We start from the raw sequence: 17,014 nt of genomic DNA, 5'->3' as shown, positions 1-17,014 counted from the left end.
AAGCCAAGGCGTTTAAGGGGATAACGGACCGATATATCGCAGCGCTCTACCTTAAGACGGAGAAACGCCCACGATATTTTAACGCCGATACCTCGTCCAAATGTCGCAATGCAGCAAAATAACGCCGTGTCGTGATTGCCCAAGGGTTGCGTCTAGTTTAGTCCTTTTGCGAAAGAATGTTACCCAAGCGCGACGCGCTGAGAACAAAAGGAAATGCCATGACCGCCATCGAACGCGAAGCAATGGACTATGATGTTGTGATCGTCGGTGCCGGCCCTGCTGGGCTTTCGGCTGCGATCCGTCTGAAACAACTGGATGCCGACCTGAGCGTCGTCGTGCTAGAAAAGGGCTCTGAGGTTGGAGCGCACATCTTGTCGGGTGCGGTTCTGGACACCTCTGGCCTTGATCGCTTGATGCCCGACTGGAAAGCCAAAGGCGCGCCGATCAAAACAGAAGTTAAAGAAGACAACTTCTACTTCCTCGGCGAAGCGGGCGGTATCCGCCTGCCGAACGCTGCGATGCCGCCGCTGATGAACAACCACGGCAACTACATCGTATCGATGGCGAACGTCTGTCGCTGGATGGCAGAACAGGCCGAAGAACTGGGCGTCGAGATTTTCCCGGGCATGTCCTGTTCGGAGCTAGTCTACGGCGAAAACGGCGAAGTTGCTGGCGTTGTTGCCGGTGTCTTTGGGCTTGAGGCTGACGGTTCTTACGGCCCGAACACCGAGCCGGGGATGGAGCTGCGTGGCAAATATGTTTTCCTCTCTGAAGGTGTGCGCGGCTCGCTCTCCAAAGAGGTTATGGCGAAATACGACCTATCCAAAGGCCACTGCCCACAAAAGTTCGGCATCGGCATGAAAGAGATTTGGGAGATCGATCCCGCCAAGCACAAAGAGGGCACTGTGACCCATACAATGGGTTGGCCTCTGGGGTCCGAAGCTGGCGGCGGTTCATTCATCTACCACCTCGACAACAACCAAGTTTACGTCGGCTTCGTGGTTCACCTGAACTACAAAAACCCGCACCTGTTCCCCTACATGGAATTCCAGCGGTTCAAGCACCACCCGATGGTGGCCGAACTGCTCAAAGGCGGCAAACGCGTAGCTTATGGTGCGCGTGCGATTTCTGAAGGCGGCTATCAGTCGATCCCGCAGACCGCGTTCCCCGGTGGTGCGCTACTGGGTTGTTCGGCAGGCCTCGTCAACGTGCCGCGCATTAAGGGTAACCATAACGCGATGCATTCGGGCATCGAAGCGGCGGAATCCGCATTTGCTGCAATCCAAGCGGGTCGTTCGGGCGATGTGCTGGCTGACTACGACACTCGCGTCCGCGAAGGCGTGATTGGCAACGACCTCAAGAAGGTCCGCAACGTGAAACCGATGTGGTCGAAATACGGTCTTTTGGGTGGTCTTGCGCTGGGTGGTCTGGACATGTGGACCAACACGCTCGGCTTCTCGTTCTTTGGCACTCTGCGCCACGGCAAAACCGACGCAGCCTCGACCGAAGAAGCGTCGAAGCACCAGAAGATCGACTATCCGAAACCCGATGGCGTTCTATCGTTTGACCGCCTGACCAACGTTTCGTTCAGCTTTACTAACCACGAAGAGTCGCAGCCTTGCCACCTTCAGCTCAAAGACGCCTCGGTGCCGATCTCGGTCAACTTGCCAAAGTTCGATGAACCTGCGCAGCGCTATTGCCCTGCAGGGGTCTATGAGGTCCTTGAGGGCGAAGACGGTCCGAAGTTCCAAGTGAACTTCCAGAACTGTGTCCACTGCAAAACCTGCGACATCAAAGACCCGTCTCAGAACATCAACTGGACCGTCCCACAGGGCGGCGACGGACCGAACTACCCGAATATGTAATCTCACATCCGCGAGATCACGCCCATTTGGCCCGTCGTCTGATTGCAGGCGGCGGGCCATTTCTTTACGATGTCTTTGAAACTTCTGGATAAGGGGCGCTGTTTCGTGAAAATTCGCACGTTCGGTCTGATGCTGCTCACTGTGGCAAATATCGGTTTGGCACCTCTGTCGTCTCAGGCAGATAGCTTGTCAGGCCCCTACCTCGCGGCGCAGCGGGCCTTTGCGGCAGGCGATTTCGAACAGGCGGCGGAATATTATCAACGCGTATTGGCAATCGACCCAGAGAATATCGGGATGGCGGATAGCGCGATGTCTTCCCTCGTGGCGCTTGGTGATTTCGAAGCAGCGCTGCCGTTTGCGCAACTCCTGACAAGCCAAGGAAACGTGAGCCAAATCGCGAATATGGTCGTGATGCTTGACCATATCAAAGCGGACCGTTGGGCAAAGGTGCAGTCGGACCTCGAGGCGGGCTTGGCCGTCAGCGATATGATCGACGGAGCCGTTCAAGCTTGGGGCGCATTGGCCCAAGGAAACGTGGGCGATGCGATTGAAGGTTTCGATGCAATTATCGCAACTGAAGGGCTATCCGCCTTTGGATCCTACCAAAAAGCGCTCGCGTTGGCCTATGTCGGTGATTTCGAAGGGGCCGAAGACCTGTTCGGCGATCCCGCAAACACCAGCATGTTGCGAAACACCCGCGCATTGATCGCGCAAGGACAGGTGTTGGGACAGTTGGGCCGCACCGATGATGCCATTGCGCTATTATCTCGCGCCGACCCATTGAGCAGCGACACCGCGATACAAAGCCTCTTGGCGCGTCTCACCGCAGGCGAAACGGTGCCTTTCGACGGGATCACCAACCCCAAAGAAGGCCTCGCTGAAGTGTTCCTGACAGTCGCCGTGGCGATCCAAGACGAAGCACCCGAGGCCTACACCCTCGCTTATTCTTGGGCTGCACATGAACTGGCCCCGACCCGTTCAGACGCAATCCTGACCACGGCGGAACTTTACGACGCCTTGGGACGCTATGACTTGTCCAGCGCGACTTTCGCGATGATCTCACCCGAAGACCCTGCGTTCCTCGATGCCGAGATCGGCCGCGCGGCTGTGCTCGAAGCGGACGGACGCAACGACGCCGCCATAGAGGTGTTGCAGCAATTGGCTCGCACATATCCAGAGTCTGGCTATGTCGCTACGACCTTGGGCGACTCTTTGCGTCGGGTTGAGGACTACAAACAGGCCGACAGCGTCTATACGACTGCACTCGACCTTTACGGCGACGATGCGTCCAGCGCGTGGTTCATCTATTTCGCACGCGGGATTTCGCGGGAACGGTTGAACCGCTGGGATGATGCCGAAAGTGATTTTCGCGCCGCGCTCGAATTGCGCCCCGGTCATCCATCAGTGCTGAATTACCTCGGCTATTCGCTCGTCGATCGCGGCGAGAAACTCGACGAGGCCTTATCACTCATCGAACAAGCCGTTGCAGCACAACCCAACAATGGCGCGATCATCGACAGCCTTGGCTGGGCCTTGTTCAAGCTTGGACGTTTCGAAGAAGCTGTCCCCGTGCTCGAACGAGGGAGCGAACTAGAAGCCACCGATCCTGTGGTGAACGATCACTTGGGCGATGCACTTTGGGTTGTAGGTCGCAAACTCGAAGCGCAATTCCAGTGGCAGCGTGCGCTGTCCTTTGATCCCGAAGAAGACGAAGCTACACGTATCCGCCGAAAAATAGCGATAGGTTTGGATGCAGTGATGATTGAGGAAGGCAAAGACCCATTATCGGTGGCCCGTGGCGACAATTAAGACAACAGCACCCGCGAAGATAAACCTGACCCTGCACGTCACTGGACAGCGGGACGACGGGTATCATTTGCTCGATAGTTTGGTCGTTTTTGCCGAGGTCGGCGACGTTATCTCGGCCACACGCGCCGTCGATATGCGGCTGACGGTAACAGGCCATTTTGCCGAAGGTGTGCCCATCGATAGAAGCAACCTCGTTCTGAAAGCTGCGGAAGCCCTCCGCCGCAAGCGCGGCGTGACGATGGGTGCGCACCTCCATCTCGAGAAGAACCTCCCTCATGCGGCTGGTATTGGTGGCGGGTCGTCTGATGCGGCTGCAACGCTGAAACTTTTGGCCGAGTTGTGGGATGTTGAACCGTTGGCGCATAACGACCCTGCGGTCCTTGCCCTTGGTGCCGATGTTCCTGTTTGCCTACGCGCACCGACACCCTGTCGCATGGCCGGGATCGGTGAAGAGCTGAGCGATTTTTCCGCCCTGCCCCGCGCGGCACTTGTCCTCGTAAATCCAAATGTAGAGGTGCCGACGCCCGAAGCATTTCGTGGACTAACGCAGAAAACAAACCCGCCGATGGGTGAACTGCCAGTTGGTGTTACGCTCAATGGGTTTACGGATTGGCTGCATGAGCAGCGCAACGATCTTCATAAACCTGCTGCTGCAGTTGCCCCTGAAATTGACAAAGCGCTCACCATGATGCGCCAGCAACGTGCCGTTCTTTGGGCAGGCATGTCAGGGTCTGGTGCAACTTGCGTGGCGGTGGTCAAGGATATGGGGGCCGCCCGTCAGGTCGCCCGCATGATCCAAATTCGAGAACAAAGTTGGTGGGTTGTCCCCACCCCGCTTCTTAGCTGATCCGCGCAACCACGTAGTCTGCGATATCGGACAGCATATCGCGGATGTCGTGTGAAGGCACCTCAGCCAGACACGCCTTGGCCTTTGCTGCCCACTGCAATGCCTCAACCCGAGTATCATCGAGAGCACCATGCTTGCGCATAATGTCGAGTGCGGCCTCCAGGTCGCCTTCGGCCTGCTTGCCCTTCGCGATGGTGCGCGTCCAGAACGCCATCTCTTCCGCATCCGATTTCGCAACCGCTTTGATCAACGGCAACGACAATTTCCGTTCGCGGAAGTCATCGCCGATGTTCTTACCAATTGCTTCAGTTCCTCCGTAGTCGAGCAAATCGTCAACCATTTGGAAGGCAATCCCCAACGCATCGCCATAATCGTAGAGCGCTTTCTCGACGCTCTCATCCGCACCAGCGATCACCGCGCCGACCTGCGTGGCAGCAGAGAACAGCGCCGCCGTTTTGCCACGGATCACCTTTAGATAAGTGTCTTCGGTCGTGGACAAATCACGCGCTGCGGTGAGCTGAAGAACTTCGCCCTCTGCAATCGTCGCGGATGCGTCAGCAAGGATGCCTAAAACGCGGATCGATCCCGTTTCTACCATGATCTGGAACGAGCGAGAGAACAGGTAATCCCCGACCAGAACGGACGACTGGTTATCCCACAATAGGTTCGCGGTCGGACGCCCGCGACGCTGATCGCTTTCGTCCACAACGTCATCGTGCAGCAAAGTCGCTGTGTGAATGAATTCGACCGTTGTCGCCAAATGGATGTGATACGGACCCTCGTAGCCACAAAGTTTCGCCGCAGCGAGCGTCAGCATCGGGCGCAGGCGTTTTCCGCCAGCTTCGATCAAGTGCGCCGTCACTTCGGGAATACGAGGGGCGTGTTCCGACGACATCCGTTCACGGATCATCAGGTTCACGGCTTCCATTTCAGGCGCCAGCGCCTCTGCCAAACGTTCATGCGGTTTGGTGGCAGTTACATCGAGGCTCATCACAGGCTCCACGGCGCTATTGGCAAAGTCGGTTTCCCGCCTTACGTCTTCGGGTATGAAAGAGCTTTTGCGCACAACCGACCCCACTGTGATCGCCTTTGCAAAGGTGCTCTTAGACGGTGAGGGTATAGACTGCTTCGAGTTTGACGTAAATATGAGCGTCCTCGACGGAAGCCTCGGCATTTTGCCGCGCCGCATAATAGTGCGCGATGCTGATCATTTCATCGCAACTGCTGTTTTACGCGACAATGAAATCGATCTGGGCCTGTGACTGACCTGAGCTGTGATAACTTTCTGAATGGTAAGGTTCGGGTCTGGCAGCCGATCAACGGCTACCGCGCTGGCGTTGATCCCGTCCTGCTAGCCGCCGCTGTTCCGGCAAAATCAGGCCAAACCGTATTGGAGCTTGGCTGTGGTGTAGGCACGGCGAGCCTGTGTCTGTCCGCACGGGTTCCAGAACTGGCGATCACTGGCGTCGAATTACAGCCCGACTATGCGGAACTGGCACGCAAGAATGCCGTTGATAACAACGCGCCATTTCATGTGATAACCGCAGACCTTCGTACCCTACCTGCGGACCTAAGAAATCAGCAATTCGATCACATCATAATGAACCCACCCTACTATGATCGCGCGGCATCTACTGCCGCGTCTGACCTCGGTCGGGATACTGCACTCGGCGGGGATACCCCTTTGGCGGATTGGGTGATGATCGGCGCAAAACGACTCGCGCCGAAGGGCTATCTTACCCTTATCCAACGAATAGACCGTTTGCCCGAAGTGCTGAGCGCGGTTCAGACCTGTCTGGGCTCGGTCATCGTCCAACCTATCGCAGCTCGTAACGGTCGCAGCGCAGGCCTCTTTATCGTTCAGGCGCGAAAAAATGGGCGGGCGGCCTTCCAGCTCGCAGCGCCCTTTGTCATGCATGTTGGAGAGAGCCATACAACCGACGGTGAAAGCTATACGTCCGAAGCTTCCGCTATTTTACGTGATGGCGCTGAATTGAGCATAAATTGTTAATTTAATTACGCACGATCGGCAAAAAACGACCGATCTGGAAAAATGCCGCAGTGCCGCGTGACAGTTTTGTAAAACTATGCTGCAATCGAGTCGTAACCATCACAATAGAGGAGACGACTATGAGCCTAAGTTCGCACATCGAGGAACTGAGGAAGAAACACCAGAACCTCTCTGCGGCCGTAGAAAGTGCACAGCGCAGTCCGGCAATTGACGCATCAGAGATTAGCCGTCTCAAAAAACAGAAATTGATGGTCAAAGAGGAAATTACGCGCCTGACAACCCACTAACGCCTACGGCTCGCTTGTGCGGCCAGCGCCGCGCCTCCAGTGATGAGGACTGCGGCAAGTAGCAAAGTCCAAGTCGGGGCTGCGATCCCCGCGACAACAAGCGCCAAGGTGGAGAGAACAGGCGCAGCATAGGAGGCGACACCAAGCAATTGGATGTCGCCTTTTTTCACGCCCACATCCCAGACAAAGAACGCGATCCCGACTGGGCCAACGCCGAGGCCGACGACCGACAGCCATCCGAGCGCGGTGGTCGGCCAGATTGTCTCTTCCAATACGACGTGCGCGCCCCCTGACAGGATTGCGGTGGCAAGGCAGAACACAACTACCGATGCCGTCGGAACCGCCCCAAAACTACGGGACACAACGGAATATCCCGACCATGTGAGCGCGCATAGAAACGCCAATCCGTATCCGGGCAATGCGTCAGCATTGAACCCCGTCATACCTTGCGCAACGATCAAAACAGCGCCCGAAAATCCGATCAGTGCTCCGATAATGTGGCCGCGTTTCAAGTGCTCTCCTGGCAAAAGACCAGAGAACAAGACGATCAAGAGCGGCCAAAGGTATGCGATCAGTCCCGCTTCGGCAGCGGGGGCTATTCGTAGCGCCGAGAAATACAAGAAGTGATAGCCGAAAAGGCCCGCCGTTCCGATCAGATAGACCCTGAGCGGTACGCTGCGAAGTTGCGACAACCCGCCCGTCGCAAGCAACCAGATGACACCAATCCCCCCGCCGATCGCAAAGCAGAGCGCGTTCAACAGAAACGGCGGTACTGGGGCCGATCCGACGGTGAACAACGCGAGTAGCGCCCACAAAAGGACCGCGATGAAACCAACAGCTGTGTAGGAGGCTTTAGACATGAAAAGGGCCGATCAGTGTGACCGGCCCAAAATGACTGATAAAATCAGACGCGCAAGCGATTAGACGAAGAACTGCCCACCGTTCGCGGAAATAGTCGAGCCGTTTACAAAGCCTGCGTCGTCTTCAACGAGGAATTTCACGCAACGCGCAATTTCTTCTGGCTCGCCCAGACGACCTGTCGGGATTTGACCGATGATGGCTTCACGCACTTTTTCCGGAACAGCCATAACCATTTCGGTCGCGATGTAACCTGGGCAAATTGCGTTTGCTGTGATGCCGAAACGCGCGCCTTCTTGGGCCAGTGATTTCACAATGCCAAGGTCACCTGCTTTGGTCGCGGCATAGTTCACCTGACCGAACTGACCTTTTTGACCGTTGATCGAAGAGATAACCACAATGCGGCCAAACTTGCGTTCGCGCATACCTGGCCAAATCGGGTGAACGGTGTTGAACACGCCCGTGAGGTTGGTGTCGATCACTTCCTGCCACTGTTCGCGGGTCATTTTGTGGAACGGCGCATCGCGAGTGATGCCAGCGTTTGCCACAACGATGTCGATCGGGCCAAGGTCCGCTTCAACCTGCGCAAGACCAGCGGCGCTTTCGTCGTAGCTGCCAACGTTCCATTTGTAAGTCTTAATGCCTGTTTCAGCAGTAAACGCAGCGGCTTTTTCGTCATTCCCCGCATAGGTCGCAGCTACAGTATAACCAGCGTCTTTAAGGGTTTTAGAAATCGCAGCGCCGATGCCGCGGGAACCACCAGTTACAAGAGCTACACGGGACATTTGATTCTCCTCCTAAGAAATTCTATTCGTAACGTTATTATTCTAAACGAGATATACACGCAACATTATTGCGCTGCAATGCCGCATCGAACAAAAAAGGGGTCCAGCGCGCTGAACCCCTTTGACGTAGAGTAAACGCCGAATGTTACAGGCGTTCAACACACATTGCGACGCCCATGCCACCGCCGATGCAAAGAGTAGCAAGACCCTTTTTCGCGTCGCGGCGCTGAAGTTCGAACAGCAGGGTATTCAGAACACGGCAGCCAGATGCACCGATCGGGTGACCAATTGCAATTGCGCCACCATTGACGTTCACAATTGCCGGATCCCAGCCCATGTCCTTGTTCACTGCACAAGCCTGTGCAGCAAAGGCTTCGTTTGCCTCGACGAGGTCCAGATCGCCAACCGACCAGCCAGCTTTAGCCAGTGCCTTCTTCGACGACGGGATCGGACCACAACCCATGATCGACGGATCGAGGCCAGCGGTCGCGTAAGACGCGATGCGTGCCAGCGGTGTAAGCCCACGACGAACGGCCTCTTCTTCGGTCATCAGCAGAACTGCTGCAGCGCCGTCGTTCAGGCCAGATGCGTTACCTGCAGTGACAGAGCCGTCTTTTGTGAAAGCTGGGCGCAGTTTCTGCATGCTTTCGAGGGTCGCGCCGTGGCGGATGTACTCGTCTTTGTCGACGATGGTGTCGCCCTTACGGCCCTTTACGGTGTAAGCGATGACTTCGTCGTCGAATTTGCCCGCCTTCTGCGCAGCTTCAGCTTTGTTCTGCGACGCAAGTGCAAATTCGTCCTGCATCTCGCGGGTGATGCCCCACTGGTTTGCAACGTTTTCAGCAGTTTGACCCATGTGGTAGCCGTTGAATGCGTCCCACAGGCCGTCTTTGATCATGGTGTCGATCAGCTTCATGTCGCCCATTTTGGTACCATTGCGCATGTGAGCGCAGTGAGCCGAGAGGGACATGTTTTCTTGACCGCCAGCAGCAACGATCGAAGCATCGCCAAGCATGATGTGCTGTGCAGCAAGAGCGACCGCGCGAAGACCCGAACCACAAACTTGGTTAAGACCCCAAGCAGCGGATTCAATCGGGAGGCCAGCCGCGATGTGGGCCTGACGTGCTGGGTTTTGACCCTGCCCAGCGGTAAGAACCTGACCAAGGATGGTCTCATCCACTTCGCCTTTTTCGATTCCAGCGCGCGCGACAACCGCTTCGAGCACCGCAGCACCCAGTTCATGCGCAGGAACATTGGCAAAGGAACCGCCAAAGCTGCCTACTGCAGTCCGTGCGGCAGACGCGATTACGATATTGGTCATGAGAATCCTCTCCTCTAAGGCTCAAAAAAACGGCAATTAGCTGATCACCATCGGCATCTATGTACAAATTATGGCCGCTTGGCGCAACATTATTTCGCTGCGCCGCAGCTAATATAGATAGACTTTAGATTGAGAGTCGCGGCGCACCGAAATGATAGCCCTGCAAGCAATCGATTCCCATGTTACAGAGCAATTCCGCCTCTGCTGCTGTTTCTACGCCTTCGGCCACAGCAAACATTTCGAACTGCTGGGCCACGGCGATCAATGCCTCAGCCATGACCTGATTATCAGGCGAGTCCTGGATGTTATGGATAAAACAGCGATCAATTTTCACCATATCGAAGTAGAAATCTTTTAGCCGTTGAAACGCAATCAAACCCGCACCGAAATCATCGAGTGAAAAATTCACGCCGTGAGGCTGCATGTCTTCCATAAAGCGGATCAACACCTCATGAAGCTGCATCGCAGAGGTTTCACTGATTTCAAGGATCAGCCGCGGCCCGATATCCCGCCCTCGATTAAGGCCCGCCGTCAACGTTCGGCGCCATTTCCCATCTGCCAACGACCGCGCCGACATGTTGACCGCCAAACGTATTGTCGGATTATTGCGCAGAACCTCAAGGCCGAGCCGCAAAGAGGCGCAGTCGATTTCCCGACCCAGTACGGTTTCTTCGACCTCACCCATAAACTGCCCTGCAGGGATGATGCGGCCCGTACTGTCGCGAAGGCGGATCAGCCCCTCATAAAAGGCGACACTCGTGCCATCCGCCGCTGCAATGACCGGCTGAAAGGCCAATTGTGCCTGCCCCGCAGCGAGAGACTTGCGCACCATATTCATCACGTCCCTGTCCCGCGCATACACAGCGTAATCAAGCGGAGTCTGAGGTTCTGCGGCAGCCATATAGTCCATCCTTTGCGACGGATAGAGGTTGGCCGACCGATACCTAAAACGCGGTAAAGGAAACGGAATTGATTAGAATTTGAGGTATTTCTTACCAGCGATCGAGAGCGGCTTCGTCTTCGTCCCGCGCTTCTACCCAGCCATTACCAGATTGGGTCATCTCTTTTTTCCAGAACGGCGCTCGCGATTTCAAATAGTCCATTAGGAATTCGGCAGCTTGAAACGCATCCACCCTGTGACGCGATGCCGTTGCGACCATCATAATCTGATCGCCAGCAGTCAAACGACCATGACGATGGATCACCAAGGCCCCTGCCAAATCCCAACGCGTCTGCGCCTCTGACACAATCGTAGCAATCGCCTTTTCGGTCATGCCTGGATAGTGTTCGATCTCCATCGCGACGAGGCCACCGTCCACATCGCGTACCACGCCAGTGAAGCTCACGACCGCGCCCGCACCTGCAGCAGTGTCAGTAAACGCGTTCAGTTCCGCGCCCGCGTCAAAGCTTTCGGTTTGGATGCGAACGGTCATCATCCACCTGTCATCGGCGGGAAAAAAGCGACTTCACGCGCACCCACCAACGAGGCATCGAAATCTGTCAGTTCTTGATCAACAGCAACGCGCAGCGCGCGGAGGTCAGAAAACGCGAGAGCATACCGCTCTTCACGGGCTTTGAGCTCTTCGATTAGCTCGGCAACGGTTGCCGCATTAGTTGCGACTTGTTCGCGGGGCACTCCGATCCGTTCACGGACCCATGCAAAGTAAAGGACATCAATCATGAGACTACTTTAGATACGGCAGAGCTTTTCGGAAATAGTCCAAACCGGTGATAAACGTCAGGATAGAAGCGACCCACAAAATGGCGACGCCCAGATACCAACTGTGTCGTGCATAGTCCAAAAAGGCCACATCGCGCAGCGCGTGATGTTCGAATGCGCCTGTGGAAAACAGGATCGAAATCGCAACCATCTGTGCGGTCGTTTTCCATTTGGCCAGCTTGGTCACTTTCAAAAGACCCGCCGTATCACCAAGGTATTCGCGCAGACCCGAGACAAAGACTTCGCGGAACATGATGATCGTCGCAGGCAACAGGAACCACGGATTCATGCCAGAGAAGCCTGTGATGACCATGAGCGCGATCACGACCATCGCCTTATCCGCAATAGGATCGAGCATCGCGCCGATTTTGCTTTCTTGTTTCCACGCGCGGGCGAGGTAGCCATCGAGAAAATCGGTAACCGCGGCCAGCACGAACAGGACCAGAGCGAACCAGTCAGCCCATGGACGGGCGAAGTATAGGAACATCAATGCCACACCCGGCGCAGCCAACAGGCGCAACACGGTCAAGGTATTCGGCAAGGTCCACTTCATAATCGCCCCTTTCGTCCCATGTCTCTTCTTAACGGGCGGCCGCGACGGCGAACAGCCCCCACATTAACCCACCGTAAGGTTGTTCAGCCATTTTCGTGAAAGTAGGCATAAATTGTCTCGGCCATCGCACTCGAAATACCGTCAACGGCCAGCAAATCCGACAGATTTGCCCCCCGAACAGCTTTGGCGCTACCAAAGTGCGCAAGCAAAGCGCGTTTACGCGTCGCCCCAACACCTGGAATATCGTCCAAGGTCGTCACGCTGATCGCTTTGGACCGTTTAGCGCGGTGCGTGCCGATGGTGAAACGGTGCGCTTCATCGCGCATGCGTTGGATAAAATAGAGGACAGGATCATTGCGCTGCAAGGCAAAGGGACGCTGACCTGTGCGGTAGAACTCTTCCTTACCATGATCCCGATCAACGCCTTTTGCGACACCAACCATCGCGACATCGGTGACGCCCATTTGGTCCATGATCTCCTGCACCGCGGACACCTGCCCCGCACCGCCGTCAATCAGCAGAAGGTCAGGCCAGTTGCCCGAAGTCCGATCAGGGTCTTCTTTTTGAAGGCGCGCAAACCGACGAGTAAGCACTTCTTTCATCATGCCAAAGTCATCACCCGGTGTGATGCTATCGCCCCGAATATTGAACTTGCGGTATTGGGATTTCATGAACCCGTCAGGCCCTGCCACGATCATAGCACCAACGGCATTGGTCCCCTGAATATGGGAGTTGTCGTAAACCTCTATCCGCTCAGGCGGCGCGTCAAGATCGAACGCTTCAGCAATGCCACGCAGCAATTTCATCTGCGTCGCACTTTCGGACATTTTGCGCGCAAGGCTCTCTTTGGCGTTGCGCAGTGCATTGCTAACCAGTTCGGCCTTTTCGCCACGCTGCGGGACCGTGATCTCGACTTTGCGTCCTGCTCTCTCGGCCAACGCTTCCGCCATCAGGTCTTCGTTGTCGAGGCCATGGGACAAGACGAGCGCCTTAGGAGGTTCGCGGTCTGAATAGAACTGACCGACGAAAGCCTCCATAACCTCCGACAAATCTTCGTCCCCGCTGATCCGCGGGTAAAAGTCAAAATTACCCCAGTTTTGGTTCGCGCGGATAAAGAATACCTGCACACAGGCTTGCCCGTTTTCAGTATGGAGGGCGATGATGTCAGCTTCTGCCACCGTCCGAGGGTTGATGCCTTGGGCCGTTTGGACTTGGGTCAGCGCCTTGATCCGATCCCGCAAGGAAGCGGCGCGTTCGAACTCCATCGCCTCGGACGCCACCATCATATCAGCGGCGAGGCTCTCTTGGATCTGGGCCGTTTTGCCAGAAAGGAAATCAGCCGCGTCTTTGACGGATTTCCGATATTCAGCCTCGGTGATGTAGCCTACACAAGGCGCCGTGCAACGTTTGATCTGATATTGCAGACACGGGCGGGTGCGTCCCTCAAACTGGCTATCGGTGCAGTTGCGCAGCAAAAAGACTCTTTGAAGCTGACTAAGGGTGCGATTTACCGCCCCAGCACTCGCGAAAGGACCGAAATACTGACCCTTCTCTTTCTTCGCGCCACGGTGTTTCTTGACCATCGGAAACGCATGGTCCGTCACCAATACATTTGGGAACGATTTATCGTCACGCAGCAGAACGTTGTAGCGCGGCTTGAGTTGCTTGATCAGGTTTTGTTCAAGAAGGAGAGCCTCTGTTTCCGTCCGCGTGGTCAGAAACATCATCGACGCCGTTTCCGAAATCATTCGCGCGATACGGCCTGAGTGATTACCGGGACGCGCATAGTTCGACACCCGATTACGTAGGTTTCGCGCTTTTCCCACATACAAAACGCGACTTTCTTCATCCAACATCCGATACACGCCCGGTGAACCATCGAGCGTTTTCAAATAGGCCGCGATGCGGTCGTATCCGGTCAGAGGGGCGTCACTGTTGTCGTTCACTTCACAAGCCTGTGATTCTTTGGTTCGCTGCAATTTTACATCCCCGTCGGCAAGGGGAAAGGCATCCACTGAAACTGTGGATAACTCTGTGGAGTGATACCGCACAGATGGAAAAAATCCTTATTTTTCGGCTCACTCCTTAGTTTGCCTAATTTTTAATCAATATAATAAACACCTGAAATCAAACGATAAAAAATTTTCCGCCCGTTCAAACACCTGAAAACACAGGATTAAGTAACAGTTTCATGTCGGTATTTTGACAAAGTGCACAACTTGTCGCGCAACCTTTGAGATTGTTACTCGACCCCAAGTATATCTTGCGTTTTCCAACCCAGGTGCTGACCGCCGTCGACGCAGATCAATTGGCCCGTCACAGCGATTGAGTCGACCAGAAAACCCAACGCCGCACATATGTCTTTTGGGTTCGATCCACGCTCCAAAATCGTAGAACGTCGTTGCCGCTGGAAGTGATCTAGGGTCTGCCGACCGCCCTGCAACGTCGGACCAGGTCCGATCGCATTTACGCGGACCTTCGGGGCGAGACCTTGCGCCGCCGTTTGGGTCAGTGCCCAAAGCCCCATTTTGGCAATGGTGTAGGTCGAAAATTCTGGCGTCAATTTCCGGACACGCTGATCGATCATATTGACCACCAAGCATTGCGCGACAGGTTCCCCCATCTCGTCCATGATCGGATCAGGGGCCTGCGCGGCCAAGGCTTGTGTCAGGACATAGGGCGCGCGGAGGTTTGACTCAATATGCCGATCCCAACCAGTACGAGTCGCAGTATGGATGTTGTCGTATTCAAAGATTGACGCGTTGTTCACCAAACAGGTGATCGGGCCGCCCAGTGCCTCTGCTGCATTTGGCAACAAGTCTTGCACTTCAGCTTCAACCAGCAAGTCAGCTTGGAGCGTCACCGCGGATCGACCCATTGCCCGAATAGCCGATGCTGTCTCTTCGGCACCTTCTTTGCTGCTCGCATAATGAACAGCAACGTCATAGCCGCGCTCTGCCAAATAGAGGGCCATATCACGACCCAAACGAGCACCCGCTCCGGTTACCAATGCGCGTTTCATCATCAAACTCCTGTCACAACAGGACAAAGAGATAGGCCAGATACAGCGCGGTCAAGGCAATGCCTGCAATCCGACCAAGATCACGTTTGAAAAAGACGAATGGGATCAACAAAAGAGACGCGGCGGCCATAGCCCACAAGTCACGGGTCATGAATTCTGTCGGCACTGGGATGTCGCCAAAAAAGCTCGAAAGCCCGATAATTGCCAAAAGGTTAAACATGTTCGACCCAATGACGTTGCCCAGCGCAACATCCGCCTGACGCCGCAAGGATGCCATAACGGTCGTGGCAAGTTCAGGCAAAGATGTCCCAACTGCCACAAGTGTAAGGCCAATCACAGCATCACTGACCCCATAACGAACGGCGATATTCGTCGCACCTTCGACCAAGAGGTTCGCGCCCAAGGGAAGACCAACGAGCCCGACAGCTAAGAACGCGATGATCTTCTTCCAAGTCATACTTGGGTCAGCGCCCTCGACGGCCTCATCCTCGGACGATTTAGAACGGTGCTTGAGCGTCTCCAAAAGGGTATGACCCAAGATCAAAGCCAAAGCAGCGATGAGGATCAGACCTTTGACCCAAGTTATCGGCCCCGTAAAACATAGTCCGATAAACAACGCGGTGCCTGCGAGCATTTGAAGATAGCTGGCGCGGGTATCGTAGTGGCTTGTGTGCATGAGCGCGATCATCGCAGGGATGCCCAGAACGATCAGAATATTCGCCGTATTCGACCCTACGACATTCCCCAATGCGAGCTCTGGTACACCATCCAAGATGGCCTGAACCGAGATCAGCAATTCAGGGGCAGAGGTGCCAAAGGCCACAATCGTCAACGAGACGACGAGCGCAGGCACCCCTAGTCGCAAGGACAGATTCACTGCCCCTTTGACCAAAGCATCGCCCGCCAGCAGCAGGATAATCAAACCTGCAAACGTCAGCACCCAATCCATAAAATCTTAGTCCTTTTTGCAGCCACATCGGGATTTGCCGATGCGAAACTTTCCGCAACGCGGGCATTTGGCAGACGCAATGCGATCCTGCCCAGGGAAGCGCCACTTTCCGAACATGGCCAAAACAACCATGAAAATCAGAAAGAAAAAGACGGCGCGCACCAACATTTACAAACCAAACCGCGCAAAGGATGCACGTTCTTCAACGCCCGCAATCATATCCTGTGCCGCTTGGGCGCCGAACCGTTGAAACAGCGAACGGCGCTGTTCATAGCGACGGAACGTGACCTTGTCGCCGAAACGGTCTTTCATAACTGACACCAAGTGCCCGATGCCATCCGCTAGACCGTTATCCACGGCGCGTTGGCCGATCCAAATCTCGCCCGTAAAGTGATCCGTGCCGTCAGCCAATTTTCCCGCACGACGCGATTTGACATAGTCGATGAAATAGACATGCAGGTCATCCAGCCAGCCGCGCAGACGTTCGATGTCTTCGGGGTTTTCGGGCTTGAACGGGTCGAGCTGAGATTTGGACTTACCAGCCGTATGGACACGCCTTTCGACGCCATATTTGCCGATAAGATCGCTAAAACCAAAGCCTGCGGAGATCACACCGATGGACCCAACGATCGAACCACGATCAACAAAAATCTCATCCGCAGCGCAGGCCAGCCAATAGCCGCCCGATGCCGCGACGTCCTCGACAAAAGCGAAAACGGGAATGCCCTTCTCTTCGGACAAACGACGAATACGTCCCGCGATCAACGACGACTGAACAGGTGATCCGCCGGGTGAGTTGATCTGCAGCGCAACCGCGTCGGGCTTGCCGCGAAATGCCTTTTCGATCACAGGCGCGAGGCTGACGTCATCAAGCCCGCGCGACGAATTGGAGATTTGCCCCTGAAGCCGAATGACGGCGACACGGGGGCCTGATTTCACAAAGGGGATCCAGCGTTTCATGCAATGACAGATAGGCATGAGGACCAG

18 protein-coding genes are annotated in these 17,014 nt (G+C 55.3%); 6 read left to right on the top strand and 12 right to left on the bottom strand.

Translation table 11 applies throughout. The features are described 5' to 3' along the window. Positions 1-218 precede the first annotated feature (218 nt). The 3 genes from BSK21_RS01840 to BSK21_RS01830 all read left to right on the top strand — a co-directional run bounded on the left by BSK21_RS01840 (position 219) and on the right by BSK21_RS01830 (position 4,521). A complete protein-coding gene (locus BSK21_RS01840; RefSeq protein WP_067550292.1) occupies positions 219-1,865 on the top strand; it encodes an electron transfer flavoprotein-ubiquinone oxidoreductase in 1,647 nt (548 codons plus the stop codon). A 69-nt stretch (positions 1,866-1,934) separates the two neighbouring features. Next, positions 1,935-3,674 carry a tetratricopeptide repeat protein gene (locus tag BSK21_RS01835; protein WP_067550294.1) on the top strand — a complete coding sequence of 580 codons (1,740 nt, stop codon included), beginning with the start codon at positions 1,935-1,937 and terminating at the stop codon, positions 3,672-3,674. Beyond that, positions 3,661-4,521, top strand: a complete 861-nt coding sequence (locus BSK21_RS01830; RefSeq protein ID WP_067550296.1) for a 4-(cytidine 5'-diphospho)-2-C-methyl-D-erythritol kinase — start codon at positions 3,661-3,663, stop codon at positions 4,519-4,521. Before BSK21_RS01835 ends, BSK21_RS01830 begins: the two co-directional genes overlap by 14 nt. Here BSK21_RS01830 and BSK21_RS01825 read toward each other — a convergent pair. Further along, entirely contained in the window at positions 4,514-5,512 is a 999-nt protein-coding gene (locus tag BSK21_RS01825; protein ID WP_067550570.1) for a polyprenyl synthetase family protein, read from the bottom strand. The two genes, BSK21_RS01830 and BSK21_RS01825, sit on opposite strands and share 8 nt — an antisense overlap. A 55-nt stretch (positions 5,513-5,567) precedes the next feature. On the opposite strand from BSK21_RS01825, the gene BSK21_RS01820 reads away from it, so the two are divergent. The 3 genes from BSK21_RS01820 (at position 5,568) to BSK21_RS01810 (ending at position 6,819) form a co-directional block, all read left to right on the top strand. Continuing rightward, entirely contained in the window at positions 5,568-5,783 is a 216-nt protein-coding gene (locus tag BSK21_RS01820) for a DUF2007 domain-containing protein (protein ID WP_074038942.1), read from the top strand. Continuing rightward, complete coding sequence (locus BSK21_RS01815) at positions 5,780-6,532, top strand: tRNA1(Val) (adenine(37)-N6)-methyltransferase (RefSeq protein ID WP_074038941.1); 753 nt, start codon at positions 5,780-5,782, stop codon at positions 6,530-6,532. Before BSK21_RS01820 ends, BSK21_RS01815 begins: the two co-directional genes overlap by 4 nt. Positions 6,533-6,651: 119 nt before the next feature. Then, a complete protein-coding gene (locus BSK21_RS01810; RefSeq protein WP_067550298.1) occupies positions 6,652-6,819 on the top strand; it encodes a YdcH family protein in 168 nt (55 codons plus the stop codon). On the opposite strand, the gene BSK21_RS01805 is transcribed toward BSK21_RS01810, so the two are convergent. From BSK21_RS01805 to BSK21_RS01755, 11 genes are all read right to left on the bottom strand, one after another. Further along, entirely contained in the window at positions 6,816-7,679 is an 864-nt protein-coding gene (locus tag BSK21_RS01805; protein ID WP_067550300.1) for a DMT family transporter, read from the bottom strand. The two genes, BSK21_RS01810 and BSK21_RS01805, sit on opposite strands and share 4 nt — an antisense overlap. A gap of 60 nt (positions 7,680-7,739) precedes the next feature. Next, entirely contained in the window at positions 7,740-8,462 is a 723-nt protein-coding gene (gene phbB, locus BSK21_RS01800) for an acetoacetyl-CoA reductase (RefSeq protein WP_067550302.1), read from the bottom strand. Between the two features lie 145 nt (positions 8,463-8,607). Further along, entirely contained in the window at positions 8,608-9,783 is a 1,176-nt protein-coding gene (locus BSK21_RS01795; protein ID WP_067550304.1) for an acetyl-CoA C-acetyltransferase, read from the bottom strand. A 124-nt stretch (positions 9,784-9,907) separates the two neighbouring features. Then, positions 9,908-10,684 (bottom strand): EAL domain-containing protein, encoded by a 777-nt coding sequence (locus BSK21_RS01790; protein ID WP_231924792.1) that lies wholly within the window; start codon positions 10,682-10,684, stop codon positions 9,908-9,910. A 91-nt stretch (positions 10,685-10,775) separates the two neighbouring features. Beyond that, positions 10,776-11,216, bottom strand: a complete 441-nt coding sequence (locus tag BSK21_RS01785; protein WP_067550308.1) for a molybdenum cofactor biosynthesis protein MoaE — start codon at positions 11,214-11,216, stop codon at positions 10,776-10,778. Then, the gene (gene moaD / locus BSK21_RS01780; protein WP_067550310.1) at positions 11,216-11,464 is read right to left on the bottom strand and encodes a molybdopterin converting factor subunit 1; all 249 of its coding nucleotides are present in this window, start codon (positions 11,462-11,464) and stop codon (positions 11,216-11,218) included. Before moaD ends, BSK21_RS01785 begins: the two co-directional genes overlap by 1 nt. A 4-nt stretch (positions 11,465-11,468) precedes the next feature. Continuing rightward, positions 11,469-12,056 (bottom strand): CDP-diacylglycerol--glycerol-3-phosphate 3-phosphatidyltransferase, encoded by a 588-nt coding sequence (gene pgsA / locus BSK21_RS01775; protein ID WP_067550312.1) that lies wholly within the window; start codon positions 12,054-12,056, stop codon positions 11,469-11,471. Positions 12,057-12,139: 83 nt separating this feature from the next. Next, a complete protein-coding gene (uvrC, locus tag BSK21_RS01770; RefSeq protein WP_067550314.1) occupies positions 12,140-14,002 on the bottom strand; it encodes an excinuclease ABC subunit UvrC in 1,863 nt (620 codons plus the stop codon). A 296-nt stretch (positions 14,003-14,298) separates the two neighbouring features. Continuing rightward, complete coding sequence (locus BSK21_RS01765; protein ID WP_067550574.1) at positions 14,299-15,078, bottom strand: SDR family oxidoreductase; 780 nt, start codon at positions 15,076-15,078, stop codon at positions 14,299-14,301. A gap of 13 nt (positions 15,079-15,091) precedes the next feature. After that, entirely contained in the window at positions 15,092-16,027 is a 936-nt protein-coding gene (locus BSK21_RS01760; protein WP_067550316.1) for a calcium/sodium antiporter, read from the bottom strand. Between the two features lie 168 nt (positions 16,028-16,195). Continuing rightward, positions 16,196-16,987 carry a S49 family peptidase gene (locus BSK21_RS01755; protein ID WP_067550318.1) on the bottom strand — a complete coding sequence of 264 codons (792 nt, stop codon included), beginning with the start codon at positions 16,985-16,987 and terminating at the stop codon, positions 16,196-16,198. Positions 16,988-17,014: the final 27 nt, after the last annotated feature.

Source organism: Marivivens sp. JLT3646, assembly GCF_001908835.1.
GTDB classification, from domain to species: domain Bacteria; phylum Pseudomonadota; class Alphaproteobacteria; order Rhodobacterales; family Rhodobacteraceae; genus Marivivens; species Marivivens geojensis.
Note: the sequence above shows the minus strand (reverse complement) of the source record. Positions and strands in the feature narration are given on the sequence as shown.